Consider the following 23075-nt stretch of genomic DNA (forward strand, 5'->3'; position numbering starts at 1 on the left):
TTGGGTTCAGACAACTGTTCGGGCTTTCGATGAGCGGCTCGGCCCGTGCGCCATTTGCTAAGAAACGGGCTGCAAACCCCAGGGGACCTCAAGCTGCACGGGCTCTACCAAACCGACACCAACACCATACTGTGGAACTTGTGGACAATGCGCTTTATGGCGCACTAGTAAGCTTGCGTTGCCCACCGCGCTTCCCTGCGTCCACAAGCTCTACAGCTTCCTACTATGAACAAAAAAAATCAACTTCAAAAACCGATACCAAGATACAAGGGGGCGGTGGTGCAGTAATGTACTGCTGCTACCCGACAACCTTGACCGCCACCTCAAACACCCCCCGCTCACCCCAATCGAGCGCACCCGTGTAACAAAGTCCTCAAAAAAGCTTTGTCAAAATCGCCCCTCCCTCTACAATTTGGACCATTGATTGACGAGGATGGCGGGGGTACTGACATCCTTCGCCGTTACTACCGAGTCACCGCTTTCTAAAATAGCCGCTCGAATGGGCAGGAGAACAAATTGCTTAACTTCATCGCTGGAATGCGTCCGTCATCGCCCGCCCTGTCTTCACCGCGTCTAGGTATATCCTCGCAGCATCTTTTAGGCGAAGCGCGAGCATATAAAACCGTAGAAAATTTAGAGGAAGCCAAAAAATCGTACGAAAAGGCGGTAGAACAAGCTAAAACCGAACAGGAAAGAAATCCTGGTGATTTAAAAGCAAAAAGAACCTTCGATACGATACGTGAGGAATACTTCACTTTTTTAAGTGGGCTTCCATTAAGTGAGCGTCAAGAGCAAGGGACAGCGGCTAACCAGGAAAAAAGCAAGCAGGTGGATTATCTGTTTGAAAAGGCGCTGTCGACATTGAGCTTCTTAGAGTTGTCCAATACAACTAGCCTGTTCCTGGTGTATGCGCACGACAATCCAGCATATGGAAAGGCGGATGCACAGACGTCTAAATATTTAATCGAGAAATTATCTCAAATCCGAGTCAACCTGTACTCCGATCAAACGCCGATGGGGCAAGCGCATTCAAGAGCCTCGGAAGCGTTAAAAGAGAACGGCAAACTGGAAGATATCTTAACCAGTCAGCTCTGTTTGTTGCCGACTCGATTGAGAGACGATGTGGAGCCGGTCCATAAGGTGGTGGTGTGTTGCTCTGAGGTATTAGAAAAATACCTGAAAGAATGGCCATACTACGACAGTTTTTATCAGCAACTCCGAGTTGCCTATCGCAAAGATAGTGAACAACGGAGCACTTCAGCCATTCGCGAAGTGGTCAGAACATTTTCACAAGAGCCAAACTATAAGATAGGTTTCCATCATGTATTGACGGAAATGGCTTTTTTGCGAATCCGAGCCGAGCAACGCGAAGATCAGCACGGCATTATTCCGGTTTCGTTAACCCCAAAGAGCGCTAAGCAATGCCTAAAGGATGTTATTTCCCAGACCACGGTTCGCATGGAGGATATTCCTCGATTTGAGGCGAAAGCCCGAGCAGGGCAAGAAGTGTACCCGAATCAAAGCCGGCACCTAGTGCTGTTTAAGTTAATCGAGCGACTTTTAGTGAGCAGTGGTGAGGCGAAAACGTTTCTAAACAAATTTTGGCAGGGATATAGCGCGTGTATTTCCCGACTAGAGAGTGGGTCTTCACCGCTTGGCTGGTCTGAGTTTGTCAAGCTCGTAGACGACATCTTCGGCGACATACAAAGGACGCTGCATAACGAACTCGCCCTTACCGTGCAGCAACAACACCAACAACTTAAGCATCAGCAAGGAATAGAGTTGAGATCGAAGAAAGAGCCGCTGGCGATCTTAGGTGAAAATATCGAAGAAGAATATTTCGCGGCTTGGGAAGAGCCGGGGGAAATTCAGGATGGCCTGGCGATGTATGTTGTCCCGCACGCGACGACCATCACGGATAGACAGACCACTTTTAATTTAGAGGAAGCCGTTAGGGTCTTTCTGACGCAAAAGAATGATTCTGGTCAGAAAACGCAGGTGCTGCTGCTGCAGGGAAAAGCGGGGGCAGGAAAATCGACGTTTAACCGACAGTTGGCGCGCCGCTTGTGGCGAGAATACAGTGCCGCGCCTGCTCCGGATAAGCTACCAATCCCGCTTTATATTTCTTTGCCAACGGTGAAAGAGCCGAACGAAAATCTGATCGGCCAGTATTTATCGAAGAAGTGCGGTTTTTCGCCGGAGCAGATCGAAGTCTTGCGCCAAAGCCAGCGCTTTATTTTGATTTTGGATGGCTATGATGAAATTCCGGCGGAACACCGCAACTTATATGCCGATGAAAAACTAGACAAATGGCAAGCTAAAATCATGATCAGTAGCCGGCCTGAGTATTTATCAGAAGGCTATCAAAACCATTTTCAGCCGCGAGGTTATTCGCGCTCTTTGCTGGAGTATGAGCTTGCCCCGTTTTCGGAACAAGTGATTGAGAACTATATTGATCAGTATGTTAAGCATGCTCGCCCCCCGTGGAATGCGCAAGCCTATCGAGACGCATTAGACCGTATTCCCAATGTCAAAGAGTTATTAGGCACGCCCTTTTTGCTCAAAATGGCCTTGATTGTTCTGCCCACACTAGAAGACGCAACACAGGGCCTAACGCGTATCAAGTTATATGAGCAGTTTATGCGTACTTGGTTTGAGCGTTCTCTCGCTCGTCTAGATGGGATCCGATTGACGCAGGCCCAGAAGACGGCTTTTCAGCGCTTAAAAGAAGAAGGCTTTACCGAGCATAGCGAGCGTTTTAACGCCGATTTTGCGCTGGCGATGTATGAGGCCAAAACAACCGTCGCGGAGTATTCAGCCATCCCTCGCAGAGGGGCGCCACAAAATAAACAGTACGAGGCCTTTCTGAGCAGCAAAGATGAAGAGAAAAATCTACTGCGTTTTAGTGCGCCGCTGATTCGTCAGAACCAACACTATCGATTTATTCATAAATCGATTCAAGATTATTTAGTGGCGCGAGCCGTGTGGGAAGAGCTCGAAAACTCAAGCGGACGGGATGTGTCCATGGGTGTGGAGCCGCTGAGCGGGATCAAAGCGATGCGCCTGTTATTGGAAGAACTCGACGCTTCCATTCAGGTGGATTCATCCGCGTTATTGAACCACTTCAATTTAGTGGAAGATTTAGCCATCCAAGGCTTTTTAGTCGAGCGTCTTCAACAGAACAGAGCACTGGTGAAGCCATTGTTGGCCTGGATCAAAGCCTCAACGACCGAAAAAAGCGCGAGCACAGCAGCAGCCAACGCCATCACGATCTTAGTCAAAGCAGAGGTGCCGTTTACGAGAGCGGATTTAAAGAGGATTCGAATTGTTGGAGCCGATCTCAGTTATGGGATATTTGATCACACGCAATTTTCGGGGGCAGATCTCCGGAAGGTCAACTTGCAAGGGGTTTGGCTGCGCGGTGCAGATTTAAGCGGCGCACAGATGGAAGCGGTGCAGTTTGGGGAAAAGCCTTCTTTACTGCTTGCAGCAGGTGTTAGAGCGTGCTGTTATTCACCCGATGGACGCTGGTTAGCTGTCACACAGGACTATACCATCCAGCTGTATGATGCGCACGCCCTGGAACTTATCTACACCTTCGAAGGACATATCTCGATGGTCAATAGCGTGGTGTTTTCGCCGGATAGCAAAATGCTCGTCTCGGTGAGCTGGGACCACGTCAAGTTGTGGTCGGTGGAAGACAAGATGCGCCTCCTGAAAACCTTCAAAGGACATACCCAGGGTGCTAATAGTGTGGTGTTTTCGCCGGATGGCAAAATGCTCGCCTCGGGGAGCCGGGACCATACCGTTAAGCTTTGGTCGTTGGATGATAAGGCGGCGGCTCTCTTGAAAGTCTTCAAGGGGCATACCGCCTCGGTTGAGAGCGTGGCGTTTTCGCCGGATGGTAAAACGCTCGCCTCGGGCAGTGATTTCAGCGACCGGACCGTTAAGCTTTGGTCGTTGGACGACAAGGCGGCTCTCTTGAAAACCTTCAAGGGCCATACCTGGTCAGTTAAGAGCGTGGTGTTTTCGCCGGATGGTAAAACGCTCGCCTCGGGCAGTGATGACCATACCGTCAAGCTGTGGGCGGTGGAGGACGAGATGCGCCTCCTGAAAACCTTCGAGGGGCATACCTTATGGGTTAAGAGCGTGGTGTTTTCGCCAAACGGCAAAACGCTTGCCTCGGGAAGTTCGGACCATACCGTGAAGCTGTGGTCGGTGGAAGACGAGACGCGCTCCCCGAAAACCTTCGCCGGTCATGCCGGCGGGGTTAATAGCGTGGTGTTTTCGAAGGACGGAAAAACGCTTACCTCGGGAAGTGAGGACCGGACTGTTAAATTTTGGTCGGTGGACGGTGAGATGCACAGCCCGAAAACCTTCGCCGGTCATGCCGGCAGGGTTAATAGCGTAGTGTTTTCGAAGGACGGCAAAATGCTTGCCTCGGGCAGTTATGACATGACCGTCAAGCTGTGGGCGGTGGAGGACGGGATGCGTCTCCTGAAAACCTTCGAGGGGCATACCTTATCTGTTACTAGCGTGGTGTTTTCGCCGGATGGCACAATACTCGCCTCAGTGAGTGATGGGGACTCTACCCTCAAGCTGTGGGCGGTTGAGGACGGGATGCGTCTCCTGAAGACCTTCGAGGGGTATAGGTATAGCGGCGGGTTTAAGATCGTGGCGTTTTCGCCAGACGGCAAAACACTTGTCTCGGGGAGTGATGATCATACCGTTAGGCTGTGGGCGGTAAATGGTGAAAAGAACCGGCAGAAAATCTTTAAGGGCCATACCTCCTCTGTTTTTAGCGTGGTTTATTCGCCAAGCGGTGCGCAGATCGCCTCGGGCAGTAGTGACATGACCGTCAAGCTGTGGTCGGTGGAAGACGAGACGTGTCCTCTGAAAACCTTCGAGGGGCATACCCATGAGGTTACTAGCGTGGTGTTTTCGCCGGACGGCAAAACGCTTGCCTCGAGCAGTAGTGACATGACCGTCAAGCTGTGGTCGGTGGAGGACGGGGCACATCTCCTGAAAACCTTCGAGGGGCATACCTTATATGTTACTAGCGTGGTGTTTTCGCCGGACGGCAAAACGCTCGCCTCGGGGAGTTTTGACCGGACCGTCAAGCTGTGGTCGGTCGACTCAGGTCAGTTGCTTACCACCATTGAAGGCATTAATGGGGACGTCACGGCAGTTGCTTGGAAAACCATCGCTGAAGGTAATTGGTTGGTGACGGGCAGTGGGGATAAAGCGGTTCGTCTGTGGCAAGTGAAGCAACAGGACGGCCAGCTGCGCGTGCTTTTACGCTGGGCTTCAACGCAAACAGCGCTTACAGCCGCCGGTGCCTCTATCCAAAACGTGCAGGGGTTAAGTTTGGTGAATGCGCAGTTGTTAAAGCAGTGCGGTGCGGTAGGGAGCCCGTTATCGCCAATCACATTCTCACAGCGTCAGCCGCAAGCGGAAAATCAAGAAGAAGCCGAAAAACTGTACGGAGATGGGGTAGAGAAGGCTAAAGCTGAGTATGAAAAAAATTCGGGTGATCCGCAAGCAAAACAAAACTTAGAGGCGATACATAATAAATACTTCCCTTCTTTGAATAGGCTTCCAGAGCTAGGTGCCGTATTTAACCAGGAAAAAAGCAAGCAGGTGGATTATTTGTTTGAAAAGGTATTGTCGATGCTGGGTTCTTTAGCGTTGCACAATACACCCAGCCTGTTTCTGGTGTATGCGCACGATAATCCAGCGTGTGGACAGGCGGATGCACAGACGTCTCAATATTTAATCGAGAAGTTATCTCAAATTCGGGTCAATCTCTATTCAGATCAAACGCCGATGGCGCAACCGGATTCAAGGGCCTCGGAGGAGTTGAAAAGGGATGGCAAGCTAGAGGATATCTTAACCAGTCAGCTCTGTTTGTTGCCAACTCGATTAAGAGCCGATGTGGAACCGGTTGATAAGGTCGTGGTGTGTTGTTCTGAGGTATTAGAAAAATACCTGAAAGAATGGCCGTACTATGAAAGTTTTTATCAGGAACTTCAAAAAGCTTATCACAAAGACTGTGAACAAGCAGGTACTTTTGCCATTCGTGAGGTGGTGAGAAGGTTTTCACAAGAAGAAGACTATAAGGTAGGGTTCCATCATGTGTTGACGGAAATGGCTTTTTTGCAAATCCGAGCAGAGCAGCGCAAAAATCAGCACGGCATTATCCCGGTTTCGCTCGCCCCAAAGAGCGCTAAGGAATGCCTGGGGCATTTTATTTCTCAGACCACCGTTCACATGGAGGATATTCCCCGATTTGAGGCGCAAGCTCGAGCAGGACAAGAAGTGTATCCGAATCAAAGCCGGCACTGGGTGCTGTTTAAACTGATCGAGCGGCTGTTAGTGGATCGCCATGAAGCCCAAACATTTCTGAACAAGTTTTGGCAGGGGTACAGCGAGTGTATTTTTCAGTTAAAGGATAAGTCTTCAACATTGAGCGGGTTTGAGTTTGTCGAGTTCGTAGACGGCATCTTTGGCAACATAGAAAGAGCGCTGCACAACGCGCTTGCCCTGACTGTGCAGCAACAACAGCAACATCTTAAACATCAGCAAGATTATTTAGTGGCGCGCGGAATATGGGAAGAGTTGGATAACTCGGCTGGAGTAGATGTATCGACGGGTTCTGAGCCGTTGAATGGGATGAGAAATGTGGAAGATTTATGGGTAGACCTGAAAGATTCGGATCAGATCGATCAAGAGAGGTTATTGAACCGGTTGAATCTGGTGGAGGATGCCGCGATTCAGGGCTTTCTAGTGGAGCGGGTAGAGCAGGACAGGAGGCTGGTGAAGCCGCTGCTGGCGTGGATCAAAGCCTCAAAGCAGACAGACTCCGTGAGTCAAGGGGCGGCGAATGCCATGACAATCCTGGTCAGAGCGGGGATTCAGTTTAATGGAATGGATTTAAAGGGGATCCGGATCCCTGGAGCGGATCTGAGTTTTGGGATGTTGGATTCAGCGCAGTTGCAGGGATCGGATTTAAGCGGGGTGAAGCTTCGTACAAGCTGGCTACGCGAGGCGAATTTAAGCCGCGCGCAGATGGCTGGGGTGCAGTTTGGTGAATGGGCGTATTTGCAAGAAGAGAGCACGGTCCATTCCTGTGCGTATTCACCGGATGGGAAAACCTGTGCGATGGGTCTTGCAAACGGCAAGATCAACCTCTATGACACCTCAAGCTGGGCAAAAATCCACACCTTAGAAGGACATATCTCCTCTGTTTATAGCGTGGTGTATTCGCCGAGCGGAGCGCAGATCGCCTCGGGCAGTAAGGACGGGACGGTGCGGCTGTGGGGCGCGCACAGCGGCGCGGCGGGGCGCGCCTTAAAAGGGCATACCTCCTCTGTTAATAGCGTGACGTATTCGCCGAGCGGAGCGCAGATCGCCTCGGGCAGTGATGACAAGACGGTACGACTGTGGGACGCGCACAGCGGCGCGGCGGGGCACACCTTAGAAGGGCATACCTCCGCTGTTTTGAGCGTGGTGTATTCGCCGAACGGAACGCAGATCGCCTCGGGCAGTGGTGACCATACGGTGCGGCTGTGGGACGCGCACAGCGGCACGGCGGAGCACACCTTAGAAGGACATATCTCCTCTGTTTATAGCGTGGTGTATTCGCCGAGCGGCGCGCAGATTGCCTTCGGCAGTGGTGAGAGGACGGTGCGGCTGTGGGACGCGCACAGCGGCACGGCGGGGCACACCTTAGAAGGCCATACCGCCTCCGTTAGGAGCGTGGTGTATTCGCCGGATGGAGGGCAACTCGCCTCGGGCAGTATGGACAATACGATGCGGCTGTGGGACGTGCACAGCGGTGCCCTCGTGCACACCTTAGACGGACATACAGGTCCAGTTTTGAGCGTGCAGTATTCGCCGAGCGGCGCGCAGATTGCCTCGGGCAGCCATGATAAGACAGTGCGGTTATGGGACGTTCAAGGCGAGGCGCTCGACCTCACCTTGACTGGCCATACCGACTCTGTTTTGAGCGTGGTGTATTCGCCAAGCGGTGATCAGATCGCCTCGGGCAGTGATGACAATACGGTGCGGCTGTGGGACGCGCACAGCGGCGCGGCGGTGCGCACCTTAGAAGGCCATACCTCCTCTGTTTTTAGCGTGGTGTATTCGCCAAGCGGTGCGCAGATCGCCTCGGGCAGTTGGGACAATACGGTGCGTCTGTGGGACGCGCAAAGCGGAGCGGCGGGGCACACCTTAGAAGGGCATGCAGACTCTGTTAATAGCGTGGTGTATTCGCCGAGCGGAGCGCAGATCGCCTCGGGCAGTGAGGACAATACGGTGCGGCTGTGGGATGTGAAAAGCGGCGCGGCTGGGCACACCTTAGAAGGGCATGCAGACTCTGTTAATAGTGTGGTGTATTCGCCGAGCGGTGATCAGATCGCCTCGGGCAGTGAGGACAATACGGTGCGGCTGTGGGATGTGAAAAGCGGCGCGGCGGGACACATCTTAGAAGGCCATACCGACGCTGTTTGGAGCGTGGTGTATTCACCGAGCGGCGCGCAGATCGCCTCGGGCAGTGATGACAATACGGTGCGGCTGTGGGACGCGCAAAGCGGCGCCGCTGGGCACACTTTAGTAGGACATACCTCCACTGTTTCGAGCGTGGTGTATTCGCCGAGCGGTGATCAGATTGCCTCGGGCAGTGAGGACGAAACGGTGCGGCTGTGGGAAGTGACCTCGGGCACGTGTCTCAGAGTGATTCAGACGTTTAGTCGTTCAGTTTATAGTGTGGCCTGGACGGAGTTGAATGGACACCAGTATTTAGTGACAGGTAGCGAAGATCAGTCCGTGCGACACTGGGAGATCCCAAAAGACGGCGCCGGCTATCAGGCGAAACTGTGCTGGAGTACTAGGCATGACGTGCTGAATGTGACGGAGATGCGGATTGAAGGGGTGCAAGGCTTAAGCGAGATGAATAGACGTCTTTTGAAGCAGCGTGGGGCAGTCGGCGGTGCATGATCGCTGAGCGCTTCAAACAGGACGGCCTGGCGTGGGGAGTCGGGCCTCGGCCCAATCCGACTGTTGGGGGGCAGTCGGGTTAGGATAGGGGCATTTAACATAAGCCCCTATTCTTGACAGCTTTTAACTATAAATTATAAAAACTAATCGTTTTAAGCTATGGCGTGGCTCGCCCCAAATGTATGTGCTGCAGCGCAGCGGATAATCTCTTCATTCACCTTAACGGTCTTCACGCGTATACTAAAGACGCAATATGTAGAGCGTGGAACCTTGAATTTCATAGTGCATTTCATAATGCTCTACAAAAATTCGGCGGACCTCTCTACTTGCGTATAAAATAATATTTATGCAAACTCCATTCTTATGGAGCGAAAGTATTGACCTGCTCCCCGTAATTAGCTACATATCTGAGTAGAATCCGAGGGTTTAAATTGATATATAGCCGCAAACTCAGTAGGGGTGTTATACGCTAGGGCACTATGGGGGCGAGCTAAATTGTAATCTTGCCGCCACCCTTCAATAAGAGTACGTGCCTCATGCAAACTCAAGAACCAATGAACATTGAGACACTCATCTCGAAAGCGCCCGTTAAAGCTCTCGATATAGGCGTTCTGGGTTGGTTTCCAGGTTGTGTAAAAACTAGGTTGACGCCGCGTTTATGCGCCCATGCATCGAGCATTTGGCTGGTAAACTCGGGCCCATGATCCACGCGAATCATCTTCGGCAAAGCGCGATGTTGAGCGATACGATCCAACACCCGAGTGACCCGCAGCCCAGAAATTGAGGTATCGACTTCTATGGCTAGGCTCTCCTTGGTAAAATCATCGACCACGTTCAAACAACGTATGCGTCTCCCATTATCCAAAGCGTCATGGACGAAATCCATAGACCACGCATGGTTCGGCTGTTCCCGTAATTGCAAAGGCACTCTTTCAGTTAAGCCAATTCGTTTGCGATGACGCTTTCTCACCGCCAAGCCAGCCTGCCTATACAATCTATACACTCGCTTAACATTGATGGCCCAGCCTTCTCGTTTCAGGAGTATATGGATGCGCCGATAGCCAAAGCGCCTCCTCTCGTTAGCCAATACGCTTATGCGTTCTCTCACCTGACCATCGGAATCGCCTTTGGACTCATAATGCAGTACCGAAGTCGATAATTTGACGAGCCCACACGCTCGGCGTTCTGACAGCTGCCACTCCGCTTTTAGAAGCGCTACTGCTTCTCGCCTAGCTTGCGGGCTCACCACTTTCGGGAGACTACGTCCTTCAACGCTGCATTATCCAATAAAGCTTCTGCCAATAAACGCTTCAGTTTGTTATTTTCTCCTTCTAGAGCCTTTAGGCGTTTGGCATCTGAAACTTCCATTCCTCCATATTTTTCCTTCCATTTGTAGTAGGTCGATTTAGAAAAACCATGCTGCCGGCACAGTTCTTCTACTCCTAAGCCCGCTTCTCCATCCCTTAAAAATCTTATGATTTGCTCTTCGCTAAATCTTTGCTTCATCGTCCTTCCTTATTACTGTGGACTCTATTATCTTATGAAGCTAATTTCGGGGGCAGGTCAATATGTCTGAGAATAAATTACACCGCGAAAGCCATTTGCGGTATAGCCAGAGCTAAATCATTGACCAGTGAGGAGCACAAAGCAATTGCAAAAAGCTGTTGCTGCAAGATGGGATATCAGCCGCTATGAGGGCGTTACAAAGGCCCACCACAGCGGCGTTATTAAAATTGGGAATATAGAAGTGGAATGTGCTGTGCTCAGCGATGGAGTTCACGTTCTTTCAGAGCGGGTATTAGCCAAGGTTTTCAGTAGAGAAATGCTTGATGGCTTGTATTCATCACAAACGCCAGAATTTTTTTTCACGTAAAAGTTCTGGTAAAGAGTTTATTAGAAAATAGCTTTTCTTATAATTTTTTCTCAAATATCAAGTCACATAATATGTAAAGTAGATCCGACCAATCAGAAGTGCTTTCTAATGATGCCATTCTGACTTTGATAAAGAGGTTACAAAATAATCAAGATAGAAATGAGCGTTATGATGCTGCTCGCGCACTAGCCAAGCAGAAAATGTTGCCCATCAAAGTGATCTTGGACTTAACGTTTCTGATGAAGAAAGATAAAGAGGGTGTCGCGAAAGCTTCTCGAGCGTTAGAATTTAATTTTCTAAGTTAATCCAATAAAGATGAGCACATCGCGCAAAATACCTTTTGCTGATAATAAGCAGTTTGATTTATTTGAAGGGGTACCTGCTGCATCAAAAGGAGTGAAGTTACAAACGTCGGTGAAGACGGGCCGCCGGTTTGTAGCGTGCGGTGCGCGAGAGATTTACCTTGGTAGTATGCGACTAGAAGATTATTTAAAGCACGCCAATCAGCGCACACCCTTGATCGTATCGCAGTTACTGGATGCCCAGGACTGGGCGCCTTTTGAACAGAGATATGCTGCGACGGGGCGTGCTCCGTATAGTCCACGTTATATGATGGGTTTGATTCTGTATGGGGTGATGCAAGGAGTGAGCTCATTGCGAGAATTAGAGAAGCTCGCGCGACTCGATTTGGGATGTATGTGGGTTGCGGGTGGAATTACGCCAGATCACGCCAATATCGGGCGTTTCATCGTGATGCATGAAGAGTCACACACACAGGGTTTTTTTGAGTCCTTGACAGGATCGATTTTGAAAGCGAGCCATTCAAATGGAAAGCGTTTAGCGGGTGATGGAACGATCATTGAAGCAGCGTGTTCACACTATAAATTATTGAAAGAAGAAGCGGTGCGTGAACGTATAATCAAGGCACACCAGGCACTTGAGAAGGCGCCAGATAGTAAAGTTGGACAAAAGGAGCTAGAGAGAGCCAGGCAATGCCAGGCACTGTTTGATGAACGCCTAGCTGCCCGTAAAATCCATAATGGTAAAGGCGAAGTGTTTATCAGTGCCCAAGAGCCTAAAGCGGTGGTACAGCGTTTAAAGCGAGGCCGTGGCTTTGCAGCTTCCTATAAACCATCGGTGCTTGCTAATGAAGATCGCATTGTGGTTGCACATGCGCTGCATGCCTCAAGTGAAACCCGAGTCATGGCTACAATGCTTGAAACGCACTACAGGGCAGCATGCAGCAGAACTGCTGCTCGATCAGGGTATTTCGATAATACGGTTATCCAATGTACTTTGGATCGAGAGATCAGCTTATTATGCTCGCCAGATAAGTCCTCCGAAGAGGTTGAAGGGGAGAAAAAATTTCGTAAGGGACAATTTCAATATGACGCTATCCAGGATACCTATCGTTGCCCCGCAGGCCAGGATTTGCATGTGATAACACAAACCAAGCCGACAGCACTAACGCGGGCACGCCGCATTTATGCAATTATGCAATTACCTCATGCGAGGGTTGTGCTTTACGCACGCGCTGCACGAAATCAGCAGTAGGACGGCGCATTGAACGCTACCCCGAAGATGAAGCACGGGATGCACTCAGAATAGTGATGCAGCATCCGCAAGCGCGCCGTATCCTTAGGTGTGCGATTTACAGACATCGGTGCGCCACGAAGGCGCAAGGAAGGAATTTCTTCTAAGCAGCCATGCTGTACAAGAGATGATGGTAGGCCCATCGGTGTCGGCGTACAGGCGCAGGCACCAAACTACCCACTGCTGCTGCGTTTAAGAGACGTGGTGGTGCGCGAGTTGGGAAAAGGTTGAGCAAGACTCGATCAGGTATGAATCGAAGAGACGAACGCAAGTGAACCGCTGATGAAGTGTCGAAAGTATAAAGATGATGTCGAAACCACGGGGGTGATGTTGCTGTGGGATAAGCGCAGGGGGCGGCCTGTTGACTGCCTGCGCGGCATCCGGCATGAAGGCGGCGTGAAGTCGATTCAGGCTCTTGTGCGGAACGTGGGAACCTGTCATCCCGATGCAAAGGGAGAGACGCAAATGGAGGTTCCATGAGCGTTAGAGTACCAATGCGGGGTACAGGGGCGGAGCAAGTTGTATTAGCAAAGAAGGACCGTAATGGGTCTGGAGCGAAGGACTTGCCCCATTGTGCTGAAGCTACAGCAACAACCACAAGCAGCAATGCATATGGGAGGATTGCAATAGCGAGAGCAAAGCCGCTTCCTATAAGCAAACGCCAAGTATGGGAGGCCTATAAGCTAGTAAAGGCCAATGGCGGAGCAGCAGGTGTCGACGGTCAGACACTGGATGAGTTTAGAACAGAGGAATGCAATAACCTCTATAAACTCTGGAACAGACTGGCTTCAGGCAGCTATATGCCGCCAGCAGTCAAACGTGTGGAAATCCCCAAAGGCGCTGGAGGGATGAGGCCGCTGGGTATACCTACCGTAGCGGATCGCATTGCCCAGATGGTGGTCAAGCAAATAGTGGAGCCAATTGTAGATCCGCTATTCCATGAAGACTCCTATGGCTATCGACCGGGGAAATCAGCGCATCAAGCGTTGGCACAAGCGCGGCAACGTTGCTGGAAATATGCATGGGTGCTAGAGCTCGATATCAAAGGCTTCTTTGACAATATGGACCATGAGCTGCTGCTCAAAGCAGTGCACCACCATGTCAAAGAGCGGTGGGTGGTGATGTACATAGAGCGCTGGTTGAAAGCGCCAGTGCAAATGCCAGATGGGACCACCCAGCAACGCACGCGTGGCGTGCCGCAAGGTGGTGTGATCAGCCCATTATTATCGAATCTCTTTCTGCACTATGCCTTTGATAAATGGATGCAACGGCATCACAAAAGCATACCGTTTGAGCGGTACGCTGACGATGCGGTATGCCATTGTCACAGTCAAGTGCAAGCCCAAGTGCTTATGGAACAGCTACGCAAACGCTTTGAACACTGTGGGTTGGAATTGCATCCGCAGAAAACTCGCGTAGTGTACTGTAAAGATGCAGATCGGCGAGGTGACTACCCCGACACATGCTTCGACTTTCTGGGCTATACATTTAGGCCTCGGTTGTCTAGGACGCGGTGGGGTAAGCACTTCGTCAACTTCAGTCCAGCAGTGAGTGCCAAAGCTGCGAAAGCGATACGTCAAGAGGTCCGAAGCTGGAAACTGCAATTACGCAGTGATAAGGCGCTGGACGACTTGGCGCGCATGTTTAATGCGAAGATCCGTGGATGGGTGAACTACTACAGTGCCTTCTACAAATCGGCGCTGTATCCGACCCTTGTGCAGATCGACACTAAACTAGCATTGTGGGCTACTCGAAAATACAAACGTTTGCGTGGACATCGTCGCCGAGCACGTCACTGGCTGGCGCGGATTGCACGTAAACATACTTGGATGTTTGCACACTGGCCATTGCTATGGAAACAGGCTTCAGTGGGAAGAGCCGGATGAGCGGAGACGTTCACGTCCGGTTCCGTGAGCACCTGAAGGGGGGGGGCCTTTGGGTGACTCGACTTTCACTTTTTTGCAAACCGTTTTTCATGTTTTTTAGCATAAAGATAAGTGGGATGATTAGTTCAGTAGGACTGTCACAAATGCGTAGCAGCGATAGCTAAATCGACTTTCCAATTGCTATAACGGATGCGTTCTTTGCGTGAGTCGTAAGCAGAGGTAACGTCTTCAGAAAGCGGGGTCTGCGCGCTTTGATGCGATCTTCACCCAGAAAACCCGCTACGCAACATTCAATCGCCTGCTCAGGCGGATTCACCTGAACAAATCCGAGTTACTGCTAGTGTTAGAGCGCCCGGAGGTTCCACTCCATACCAACGACAGTGAACGCGACATTCGCGATTACGTGAAAAAGCAAAAGATCAGCGGCGGCACCCGAAGCGAACTCGGTCGGCAATGTCGCGATACCTTTTTTAGTTTAAAGAAGACCTGCCGCAAGCTGGGCATCTCGTTCTGGGATTACCTGACCGACCGTATTTCATGCAGCGATTAAATCCCTCTTCTGTCTCATCTCGTCGAACAACGCATCACTGCCTCTGCTTAAGCAGTTTGCCGACGTTTGCGCCGGGTTATTGAGAAGTTACTTTTTTTTGCTTCGGAGCAATAGCCAAATTAAGGGTTTTTAGGCCTTATTAAGGCGAATTAAGCATGAGCTTTCCGAAGCAAATTTGACTTAGAATTGCATGAGTAAAACTTCAAATAAAAGTCGTTCTTTGGGAGATTTTGTTATTGCCTAAGCGCTAGCTCGAAGCATTGAGTTTTATTTGATAAAAGCCAGATTGTTGACTGGTGTTTTCAGAGATAAGTAAACACAAAATATAAAAAGGAGTAGTCAGCAATGTTGCCAATTTCAGGTTCAAACGTCCCCCCTATCTCCAATACTTCAACTCGCTCCAATCTGCTAACACAGATTGATGCAATTCATGAGCAAGCGAACGGAGAGGGGCAGAGTATTGTGCAAGCCAGTGAAAACTGTGTGGTGAGCAATCAACTCTATGGAGAGAGCCATACAGTCACAACGAACTTTTTCTTAACGGCTTCCGATTCAAATACCAAGTTGATATTTGAAAAATTGAATGGCCATGCAGAGGCCTCGCGTTACAAACCTTTGGCCCAATTAGGCACGCAGATTGAGGAACTAAGAACTGCCTACCTCAATGTGCTCGAAGAAGTTGATGAAATAAGAGATGGCCTCGCGTTATATATTCCTTCTGAAGGGCAAGAAACGGCGGATAGCAAAACCTCCTTTACGCTCATTGACAAAGTACGCGATTTTTTATCATCTAACAAAAAAGTGTTTCTACTGCTCGGCGAGGCAGGTTCAGGTAAATCAACTTTTAACCGATATTTAACGCGCACGCTCTGGGAGGAATATCCGCAATCCCCTACTGCACCCATTCCCCTGTTTATTGCGCTTGCCGAGCATAGGCTCTCTTGCGATGATTTAATAGAGAGTTATTTGCTGGAACAAGGGTTCACGTCAGAAGAGATTGCTCTGCTTCGGAAAGAAAAACGGCTGGTTTTTATTTTAGACGGTTTCGATGAAACTCAAGATCGCACACAAGCATTTTATACGCAGAATAAACTTGATCACTGGAAGAATGCTCAAGTCATTATTAGTTCACGCCCTGAGTATCTCCGAGAAAATTATCGCAGCCAGTTTCAGAAGCGGGGTCAAACTACCGCTGTACAAGAATATTGGCTTTCTACGATTTCAGATGATTGGATCACCGCCTATATACAAAAATATATTCAGCATACCCAACGCACTGGATGGGGTCTAAAACGGTATCAAAACACCTTAAATAATTTACCGACTTTAAAAGAAGCGATCCGCCGTCCATTTTTACTGCGGATGGCGCTTGATCTTTTACCCGATTTGGCCGAAAGCAAGTCAGCGCCGATGACTCGCATTGCGCTGTATGACGCATTTATATCGCGTTGGTGGAATCGCTCAGAAGAACGATTGCTGCATATTAAATTGACCGATGAAGAGGAAAAAGCACGACGTAAGTTGGGGCAACATCTGGTTGCAAAAGGGCTGAGAGCGAGCCAAGAGATGGCGATTGCTCTAACTCAAAAGAGACTCATACAAGCCTCCTATGACCCTGAAAAGGATGAAATTATTCCAGAAGCCTGGCGGACGTACCTTGATGAAAATGAGGTAGAAAAACGTTTATTACTTTTTAATGCGCCACTGATTCACCAAGGACAAAACTATCGTTTTATCCATAAATCGATTCAGGATTATTGTGTGGCCCGAGCGATTTGTGGGCCGCAATTTAAAGATGCTAAACCGGACATTCATGCGGTGCTGAATCGATTCTTACTGGTAGATGAACCGTTGATTCTCGATTTTTTAGTAGAACGAGTCAAGCAGCACTTTAGCTTTAAAGGGCATTTGCATGCATGGATAGAATCCTCTAAAGATCGTGATGCTGCTGTGACAGTGGGAGCGGCGAATGCGATAACGGTTTTAGTGAGAGCTGGAGTCCAGTTTATTGGAGCAAATTTAAAAGGAATCCGGATACCTGGTGCTGATTTAAGTTACGGAGTTTTTGATCATACCCAATTTGAAGGTGCGGATTTAAGTGGAGTGACGTTGCGAGGTGCGTGGCTGCGCGGGGCCAATATGCGCGAAGCGAACCTGAATGGCATTGAATTTGGGGAAAAGCCAGCGTTAGAGGTAGGAAACTGGGTGAATGTTTGCAGTTATTCGCCAGACGGCCGCTGGCTAGCTGTTGGTACAACGGAGAAAGGCTATATTAAGCTATATCAGGCGCAAACATTAGAGTTCAAGTATGCTCTTGAAAGGCCCCATGCTGGAGAGGATAGTGAAGGGGTAAACAGCGTAGCGTTTTCGCCAGATAGCCAATGGCTGGCCTCAGTCGGTGACGACACGCTTGTGAAGCTGTGGTCAGTTGCGGCAGGTGAGTTACAGCATATATTGACAGGGCACAGCGCTGAGGTTTTAAGCGTTACGTTTTCGCCAAATGTTCAATGGCTTGCCTCAAGTAGTAGGGACAAAACTATCAAAATATGGACAGTGCAAGGAAAACTGCTATACACGCTTGAGGGGCATAGTGATTGGGTACGAAGTGTGTCGATCTCGCCAGATGGCAGATGGCTAGCGTCTGGGAGTTTTGACAAAACAGTAAAGCTATGGGGGCTAGACAGCGCAGGAGCGGTGTTGCGTCAGACGCTCGAGGTGAGTGATAAGGTGTTTAGTGTGTCGATCTCGCCAGATGGTAATTGGTTGGCGTCGGGGAGTATGGACAGTAAGGTAAATTTGTGGGAGCTAGGAAGCGCGGGGGCTGTGTTGCGCCAGACACTTGATGAGCATTATGAAAATGTGTGGAATGTGTCTTTTTCATCAGACGGAAAATGGCTAGCGTCTGGAAGTGATGACTATTCAGTGAGGCTGTGGGAGCTAGAAAGCGCAGGAGCAGTGTTGCGTCATACGCTTGAAGGGCCTCATGAGGCAGGGCATTATGGGGCCGTGTCGAGTGTGTCATTTTCACCAGACGGCAAATGGCTGGCTTCGGGAGATTGGGACTATTCAGTGAAGCTATGGGGGCTAGGAAGCACGATAAAGTTGCGTCATACGCTTAAAGGGCATGATGAACCGGTGATGAGTGTGTCGTTTTCACCAGACGGCAAGTGGTTAGCGTCCGGAAGTAGAGATAGGTCAGTGAAGTTGTGGGCGTTAGACACAGGCGAATATGAAGCTAAAACGACGATTCAGGGTTTTGTTGGGTGCGTTAATTCAATTATTTGGCGAGAGGTTGTCGAGGGCTCAGCGAAAATCGTGCTGGGAGGGGAAAATAATACGATTCGTATTTTTCAACTAGAACAGAAAAGAAAGAGCTGGAAATCGAGTTTATGCTGGACCTCATATCAAAACGAGTTGTACGTAGCCGATTTATTGATTGAAGGCGCGCAGGGTTTAAGCCCAATGAATGCGCGCCTGATTGAACAAAGACAAAGAGTTGCCGCAGAATTTTTAGAAGAAGATTCTGATGAATTATCCTCCGAGTCGGAAGAATCTGGTGAAGTATCCTCTGAAGAGGAAAATTTTGATGAATTCAATATGAATCGATCTTTTGAGTTAGAAAATTTATCTCAAAACAAACTCAATTTAGCTAACGTGCCGATTCAAGAAAACCTGGATGTAAGTGCGGTTGAAATTGATCGTATTTGGAGATTGCCCTTTACCGATCTAGAACAGGGGAGAGAGTTAAACGTTTCGAATAGAGTAATCATTGAAAGCGAATCCTTGCCAGTTTTGGCAAAACCTGGCGAAATGTCCTGTGATGAGGAAGACACTGTTGAAGAGAGCAGGTCTGGGGCTGAGTTTCCCTTGAAAAGGAAAACTTATTCAGCACGTTCAGCCTCTTTAGAAATGGAGAGAAAGGTGGGAAGAGTTGACGATAACTTCCTATGAGCTTGCTGCATCTGCCTATGAAAAATCTTTAAGCCGATCGCTTTCAGAGTTTCTGATATTGCCCATGCTTTCATGATTTTGGGCAGATAGGTTTTATTCAATGAAGGCTGAATTTTTATCCGATGGTAAATCACTCAGATATAGGTTAAATACAAATTATTAGAAAGGGGTAGCCAGCATGTCACCGATTAATCCAAGCCAAAATACTCTTCCTTCCTTAGCTTCATATTTCCCTCAAATAGCTTCGTCTTTTTCTAGTACGCAAGCACGAACCGATGACTCAAGTGAAAGCAACTTGCAAATCGGTAATGGCTTAATGAATAACTTAGTTATTGGCACAAATAATACAGCGAATAACCATATATATTTAGCGGCGTCAGATTCCAAGTTGTTAGAAACGCTAATGCTGCAGCATATTTTTGCCTTGCAACCGAATACTGCCCCTTTAGCCAACCTAGACTTGACTATTGAAAAGTTGCGGAAAGAGTATTTGAGGGGTCTACAGGAAGATAACGAAATCAAAGATGCGTTGTCGAACTATGTAGCGCCAGAAGGAATGGGGCTTTATGATTCAACCCGTTTCGATTTAAAAAGTAATGTTCAAGTTTTTTTGAACTCTGACAAAAAAGTCTTACTCCTGCTAGGTGAAGCGGGTTCAGGCAAATCGACGTTTAACCGGGACCTTGCGATTAGTTTGTGGGAGGCCTATACCCAGAAGGATAAAACAAAGGATACGCCAATTCCCGTATTCATAGGGTTATCGAGCTTGTCAGGGCCGGATCGGAATCTAGTGAGCGCTTTTTTTGAGAAGCAAGGGTTCTCGAAAGAGCAGATCAAAGAATTACAAAGTAAATATCGATTTGTATTAATTCTGGATGGTTTTGATGAGATCGAGCATCGGCAGCAGGTATTTTATAAAGATAATGAATTAGATGACTGGAAAGGCTCGAAAATCATAATCAGCAGTCGCCCAGAATATTTAGGACCAAACTATCAATACAAATTTCGTCCGTCAGGTGAGCGTAGCGCGTTACAGGAGTATCGGTTAGCGCCATTTTCGGAAGAAACGATAAAGCGGTATATTGACCGTTATAGCGAAACTTATCCTCACGCGGTATGGAGTGCAGAGCGATACAAAGAAGCCTTAGACGAGTCGAGCTTAAAAGAATTAGTCAGTAATCCATTTTTGCTGAAAATAACCTTGAGCGTGTTGCCTGAATTGAGTCAAAGAGGCCAAGTAAAGAATCAGCGCTTAACTCGAATTGCAATTTATGATCAATTTGTAAAAAGCTGGTTTGACCGTTCGCAACAGAGGCTAAATCAAATACTTGAGGTTGGCTCCAAAGAAAGAAAAGAATTCAAAGATTTGGAAAGAGAAGGCTTTACTGGTTTCGGAGTGGATTTTAGCAAGGAACTGGCATTGGAAATGTATAAAGCTGGGGAAGTGATAACGCCTTATCAGGCAGTAACCCATGCGAGATGGAAAAAAAATGATACTTCTACAGAGGCGGATTGGCGCAAGCGATTACTGAGCAATGAAGATACAACGACAGTGTTGATGCGCTTAAATGCGCCCTTAATCTGTCAGGACAGGCCAAATGATTCAGGTAAGGAATATCGATTTATTCATAAATCGTTGCGGGATTATTTTGTGGCGAGAGCATTGTGGGAAGAGCTAAAAAAACTGTCTGTAGTTGAACAATCCAATAATTCTAACCCACTGAGCGTCATGAAAGAGACACGAACGCTGTGGGAAGCACTGAGTGATTCTGTGAGAGTCGATCCGTCAGCGCTGTTCAACACACTGAACGTTGTTGAAGATCCCGCTGTGCAGAGTTTTGTCGTTGAGCGCGTGCGACAGGAAAGGGTGCTCATCCAGCCGCTATTAGGTTGGATCAAAGCATCCAAGACGGAAAAGGGAGTCAGCGCCGCTGCGGCCAATGCGATTACGGTCTTGGTCAGCGCGGGTGTGCAGTTGAATGGAATAGATTTAAAGGGTATCCAAATTCCAGGGGCGGATCTAAGTTTTGGGGTATTCGATTCGGCTCAGTTACAAGGTGCGGATTTAACAAAGGTCAAACTTCATAATAGTTGGTTGCGTCAGGCCAATTTAAGCGGCGCGCAGATGGCGGGTGTACAGTTTGGAGAACGGCCATTGCTCCAAGAATGGAGCAGTGTGAATTCCTGTGCGTATTCACCTGATGGGAAAACTTTTGCTGCGGGTCTTACGAGTAGTCATATCAGTGTGTATACGACTTCGGACTGGCAAAAAATCTGGACCTTAAGAGGCCATAGGTATCAGGTTAATAATATTGCATATTCGCCAGATAATACTCAGATTGCTTCCGGCAGTGATGACAAAACGGTGCGGCTGTGGGACCTGGAAACCCGTGCTATCCCCCGCGTTTTCGACCATAGCGATAAGATTACGAGCGTTATATATTCGCCGAAAGGGGATCAGCTCGCCTCGGGCAGTTTAGACGAAACAATTTGGCTGTGGGATCTGAAAACTGGTGCTGGCCGCATCCTAACAAGCTCTGTTGGTAGGGTTAGAAGCATTGTGTATTCACCGGATGGCAATCAGATTGGCTTTGGCAGTCATGACACAGCCCTTGGCGTAATGCTATTGGATGTGAGAACCGGGATGACCGTGCGTTGCCTATTGGCCCATAGTAGGGGGGTTACGAGCGTTGTATATTCGCTGAGGGGGAATCAGCTTGCCTCCGGCAGTTTGGACCATACTGTGCGGTTGTGGGACTTGAAAACCGGTGCTGCCATTCGTATCCTAATTGGCCATAGTAGTGGGGTTATGAGCGTCGTGTATTCGCCAGACGGCACTCAGCTTGCCTCCGGCAGTCTCGACGACACAGTGCGGGTGTGGGACGTGGAAACCGGAGCCTCTCGTCACATATTAAATGGCCATCGTAGTGGAGTTAATAGCATCGTATATTCGCCAGACGGCACTCAGATTGCCTCCGGCAGCTCCGACGACACAGTGCGGGTGTGGGATATTCAAACCGCCGTTACCCGCCACGCCTTAATTGGTCATCGCGACATGGTTAGCAGTGTCGTGTATTCGCCAGACGGCGCTCAGCTTGTCTCCGGCAGTCTCGACGACACAGTGCGGGTGTGGGACGTGGAAACCGGTACGGCTCACTATACTTTAAGCGGTCATGCACATGGGGTTTATAGTGTTGCGTATTCGCCGAAAGGAGATCAGATTGCCTCTGGCGGCAACTATCGTTACCCCTACACGAGTAGCTATGCAATACAACTATTCGACATAAAAACCGGAGATGGACACACCTTATATGGCCATACAGACACGGTTAGAAGTGTTGCGTATGCGCCAGACGGTGCTCTGCTTGTCTCGGGCAGTTGGGACAAGACAGTGCGGTTATGGGACGTGGAAACTGGGGCGGTTCGCCACATCTTAAGCGGCCATAGTCATTTTGTTAATAGCGTCGCGTATTCGCCAGACGGTACTCAGGTTGCCTCGGGCAGTCATGACGAAACAATTCGACTGTGGGACGCGCAGACTGGCGCGATACGCCACACCTTAATCGGCCATAGTGGAGCGGTTACGAGTGTCGTATATTCGTCGGAAGGGGATCAGCTCGTCTCTGGCAGTGAGGACAATACCGTGCGGCTATGGGACGTAGAAACTGGTACTGTTTGCTATACCTTGAACGGCCATAAAGGTCCAGTTTATAGCGTTATATATTCGTCGAAAGGGGATCAGCTTGCTTCTGGGGGTTATGACCATACAGTTCGGCTGTGGGACGTAGAAACCGGTCGGTGTCAGATAATCATTCAAAGTTTTGACAAGCCAGTCCAGAGTATCGCTTGGAAAGAGGCTTCCAACGGCCACTATTTGGTGACTGGCAGTGAAGATAACGCCGTACGGCAGTGGCGAATTATCCAAGAGGGAGACAGCTATAAAGCACTTCTATGCTGGAGTTCGGCGCAAACCGCGCTTATGGTGTCTGGTACTTCTATCCAAGATGTCCTAGGTTTAAGCCCCGTGAATCAGCAGCTTCTCAAGCAGCGCGGCGCGGGGAGTGACCTGCCCCTTAAATTAGCTTCATAAGATAATGGAGTCCATAGCAATTTGATCCTGCCCCAGATTTGAGGTTCATTCTAGCCCGCGCTTTTTTCTTTAAAAAGTTGGGTTAAAAACTTCTGGCTTGCATGTTAGCATCCCCTTTTTTCATGCAGTGCACTT

Annotated in this window: 8 protein-coding genes and 1 pseudogene; 8 read left to right on the top strand and 1 reads right to left on the bottom strand. The window is 49.1% G+C overall.

Annotated elements, in window-relative coordinates; translation table 11 throughout:
* Positions 1 to 516 precede the first annotated feature (516 nt).
* Positions 517 to 8997, top strand: a complete 8481-nt coding sequence (locus MCB1EB_RS04525; RefSeq protein ID WP_126353884.1) for a pentapeptide repeat-containing protein — start codon at positions 517 to 519, stop codon at positions 8995 to 8997.
* Positions 8998 to 9392: 395 nt separating this feature from the next.
* Here MCB1EB_RS04525 and MCB1EB_RS04535 read toward each other — a convergent pair.
* Positions 9393 to 10503: pseudogene (locus MCB1EB_RS04535) on the bottom strand (IS3 family transposase).
* Positions 10504 to 10648: 145 nt separating this feature from the next.
* On the opposite strand from MCB1EB_RS04535, the gene MCB1EB_RS04540 reads away from it, so the two are divergent.
* From MCB1EB_RS04540 to MCB1EB_RS04575, 7 genes are all read left to right on the top strand, one after another.
* Complete coding sequence (locus tag MCB1EB_RS04540) at positions 10649 to 10870, top strand: hypothetical protein (RefSeq protein WP_126353885.1); 222 nt, start codon at positions 10649 to 10651, stop codon at positions 10868 to 10870.
* 315 nt (positions 10871 to 11185) lie between these two features.
* Positions 11186 to 12424 (top strand): transposase, encoded by a 1239-nt coding sequence (locus MCB1EB_RS04545; protein WP_126353886.1) that lies wholly within the window; start codon positions 11186 to 11188, stop codon positions 12422 to 12424.
* Between the two features lie 321 nt (positions 12425 to 12745).
* Positions 12746 to 12943, top strand: a complete 198-nt coding sequence (locus MCB1EB_RS12005) for a hypothetical protein (RefSeq protein ID WP_045362647.1) — start codon at positions 12746 to 12748, stop codon at positions 12941 to 12943.
* Positions 12940 to 14349 carry a group II intron reverse transcriptase/maturase gene (ltrA, locus tag MCB1EB_RS04560; RefSeq protein WP_045362644.1) on the top strand — a complete coding sequence of 470 codons (1410 nt, stop codon included), beginning with the start codon at positions 12940 to 12942 and terminating at the stop codon, positions 14347 to 14349. Before MCB1EB_RS12005 ends, ltrA begins: the two co-directional genes overlap by 4 nt.
* 259 nt (positions 14350 to 14608) lie before the next feature.
* On the top strand, positions 14609 to 14899 hold the full coding sequence (locus tag MCB1EB_RS04565; RefSeq protein WP_197721990.1) for an IS66 family transposase: 291 nt from the start codon (positions 14609 to 14611) through the stop codon (positions 14897 to 14899).
* A gap of 345 nt (positions 14900 to 15244) precedes the next feature.
* Positions 15245 to 18850, top strand: a complete 3606-nt coding sequence (locus MCB1EB_RS04570) for an NACHT domain-containing protein (RefSeq protein WP_052393717.1) — start codon at positions 15245 to 15247, stop codon at positions 18848 to 18850.
* 178 nt (positions 18851 to 19028) lie between these two features.
* Entirely contained in the window at positions 19029 to 22940 is a 3912-nt protein-coding gene (locus MCB1EB_RS04575) for a WD40 domain-containing protein (protein WP_052393714.1), read from the top strand.
* Positions 22941 to 23075: the final 135 nt, after the last annotated feature.

It is taken from the genome of Mycoavidus cysteinexigens, assembly GCF_003966915.1.
Classification (GTDB): Bacteria; Pseudomonadota; Gammaproteobacteria; order Burkholderiales; family Burkholderiaceae; genus Mycoavidus; species Mycoavidus cysteinexigens.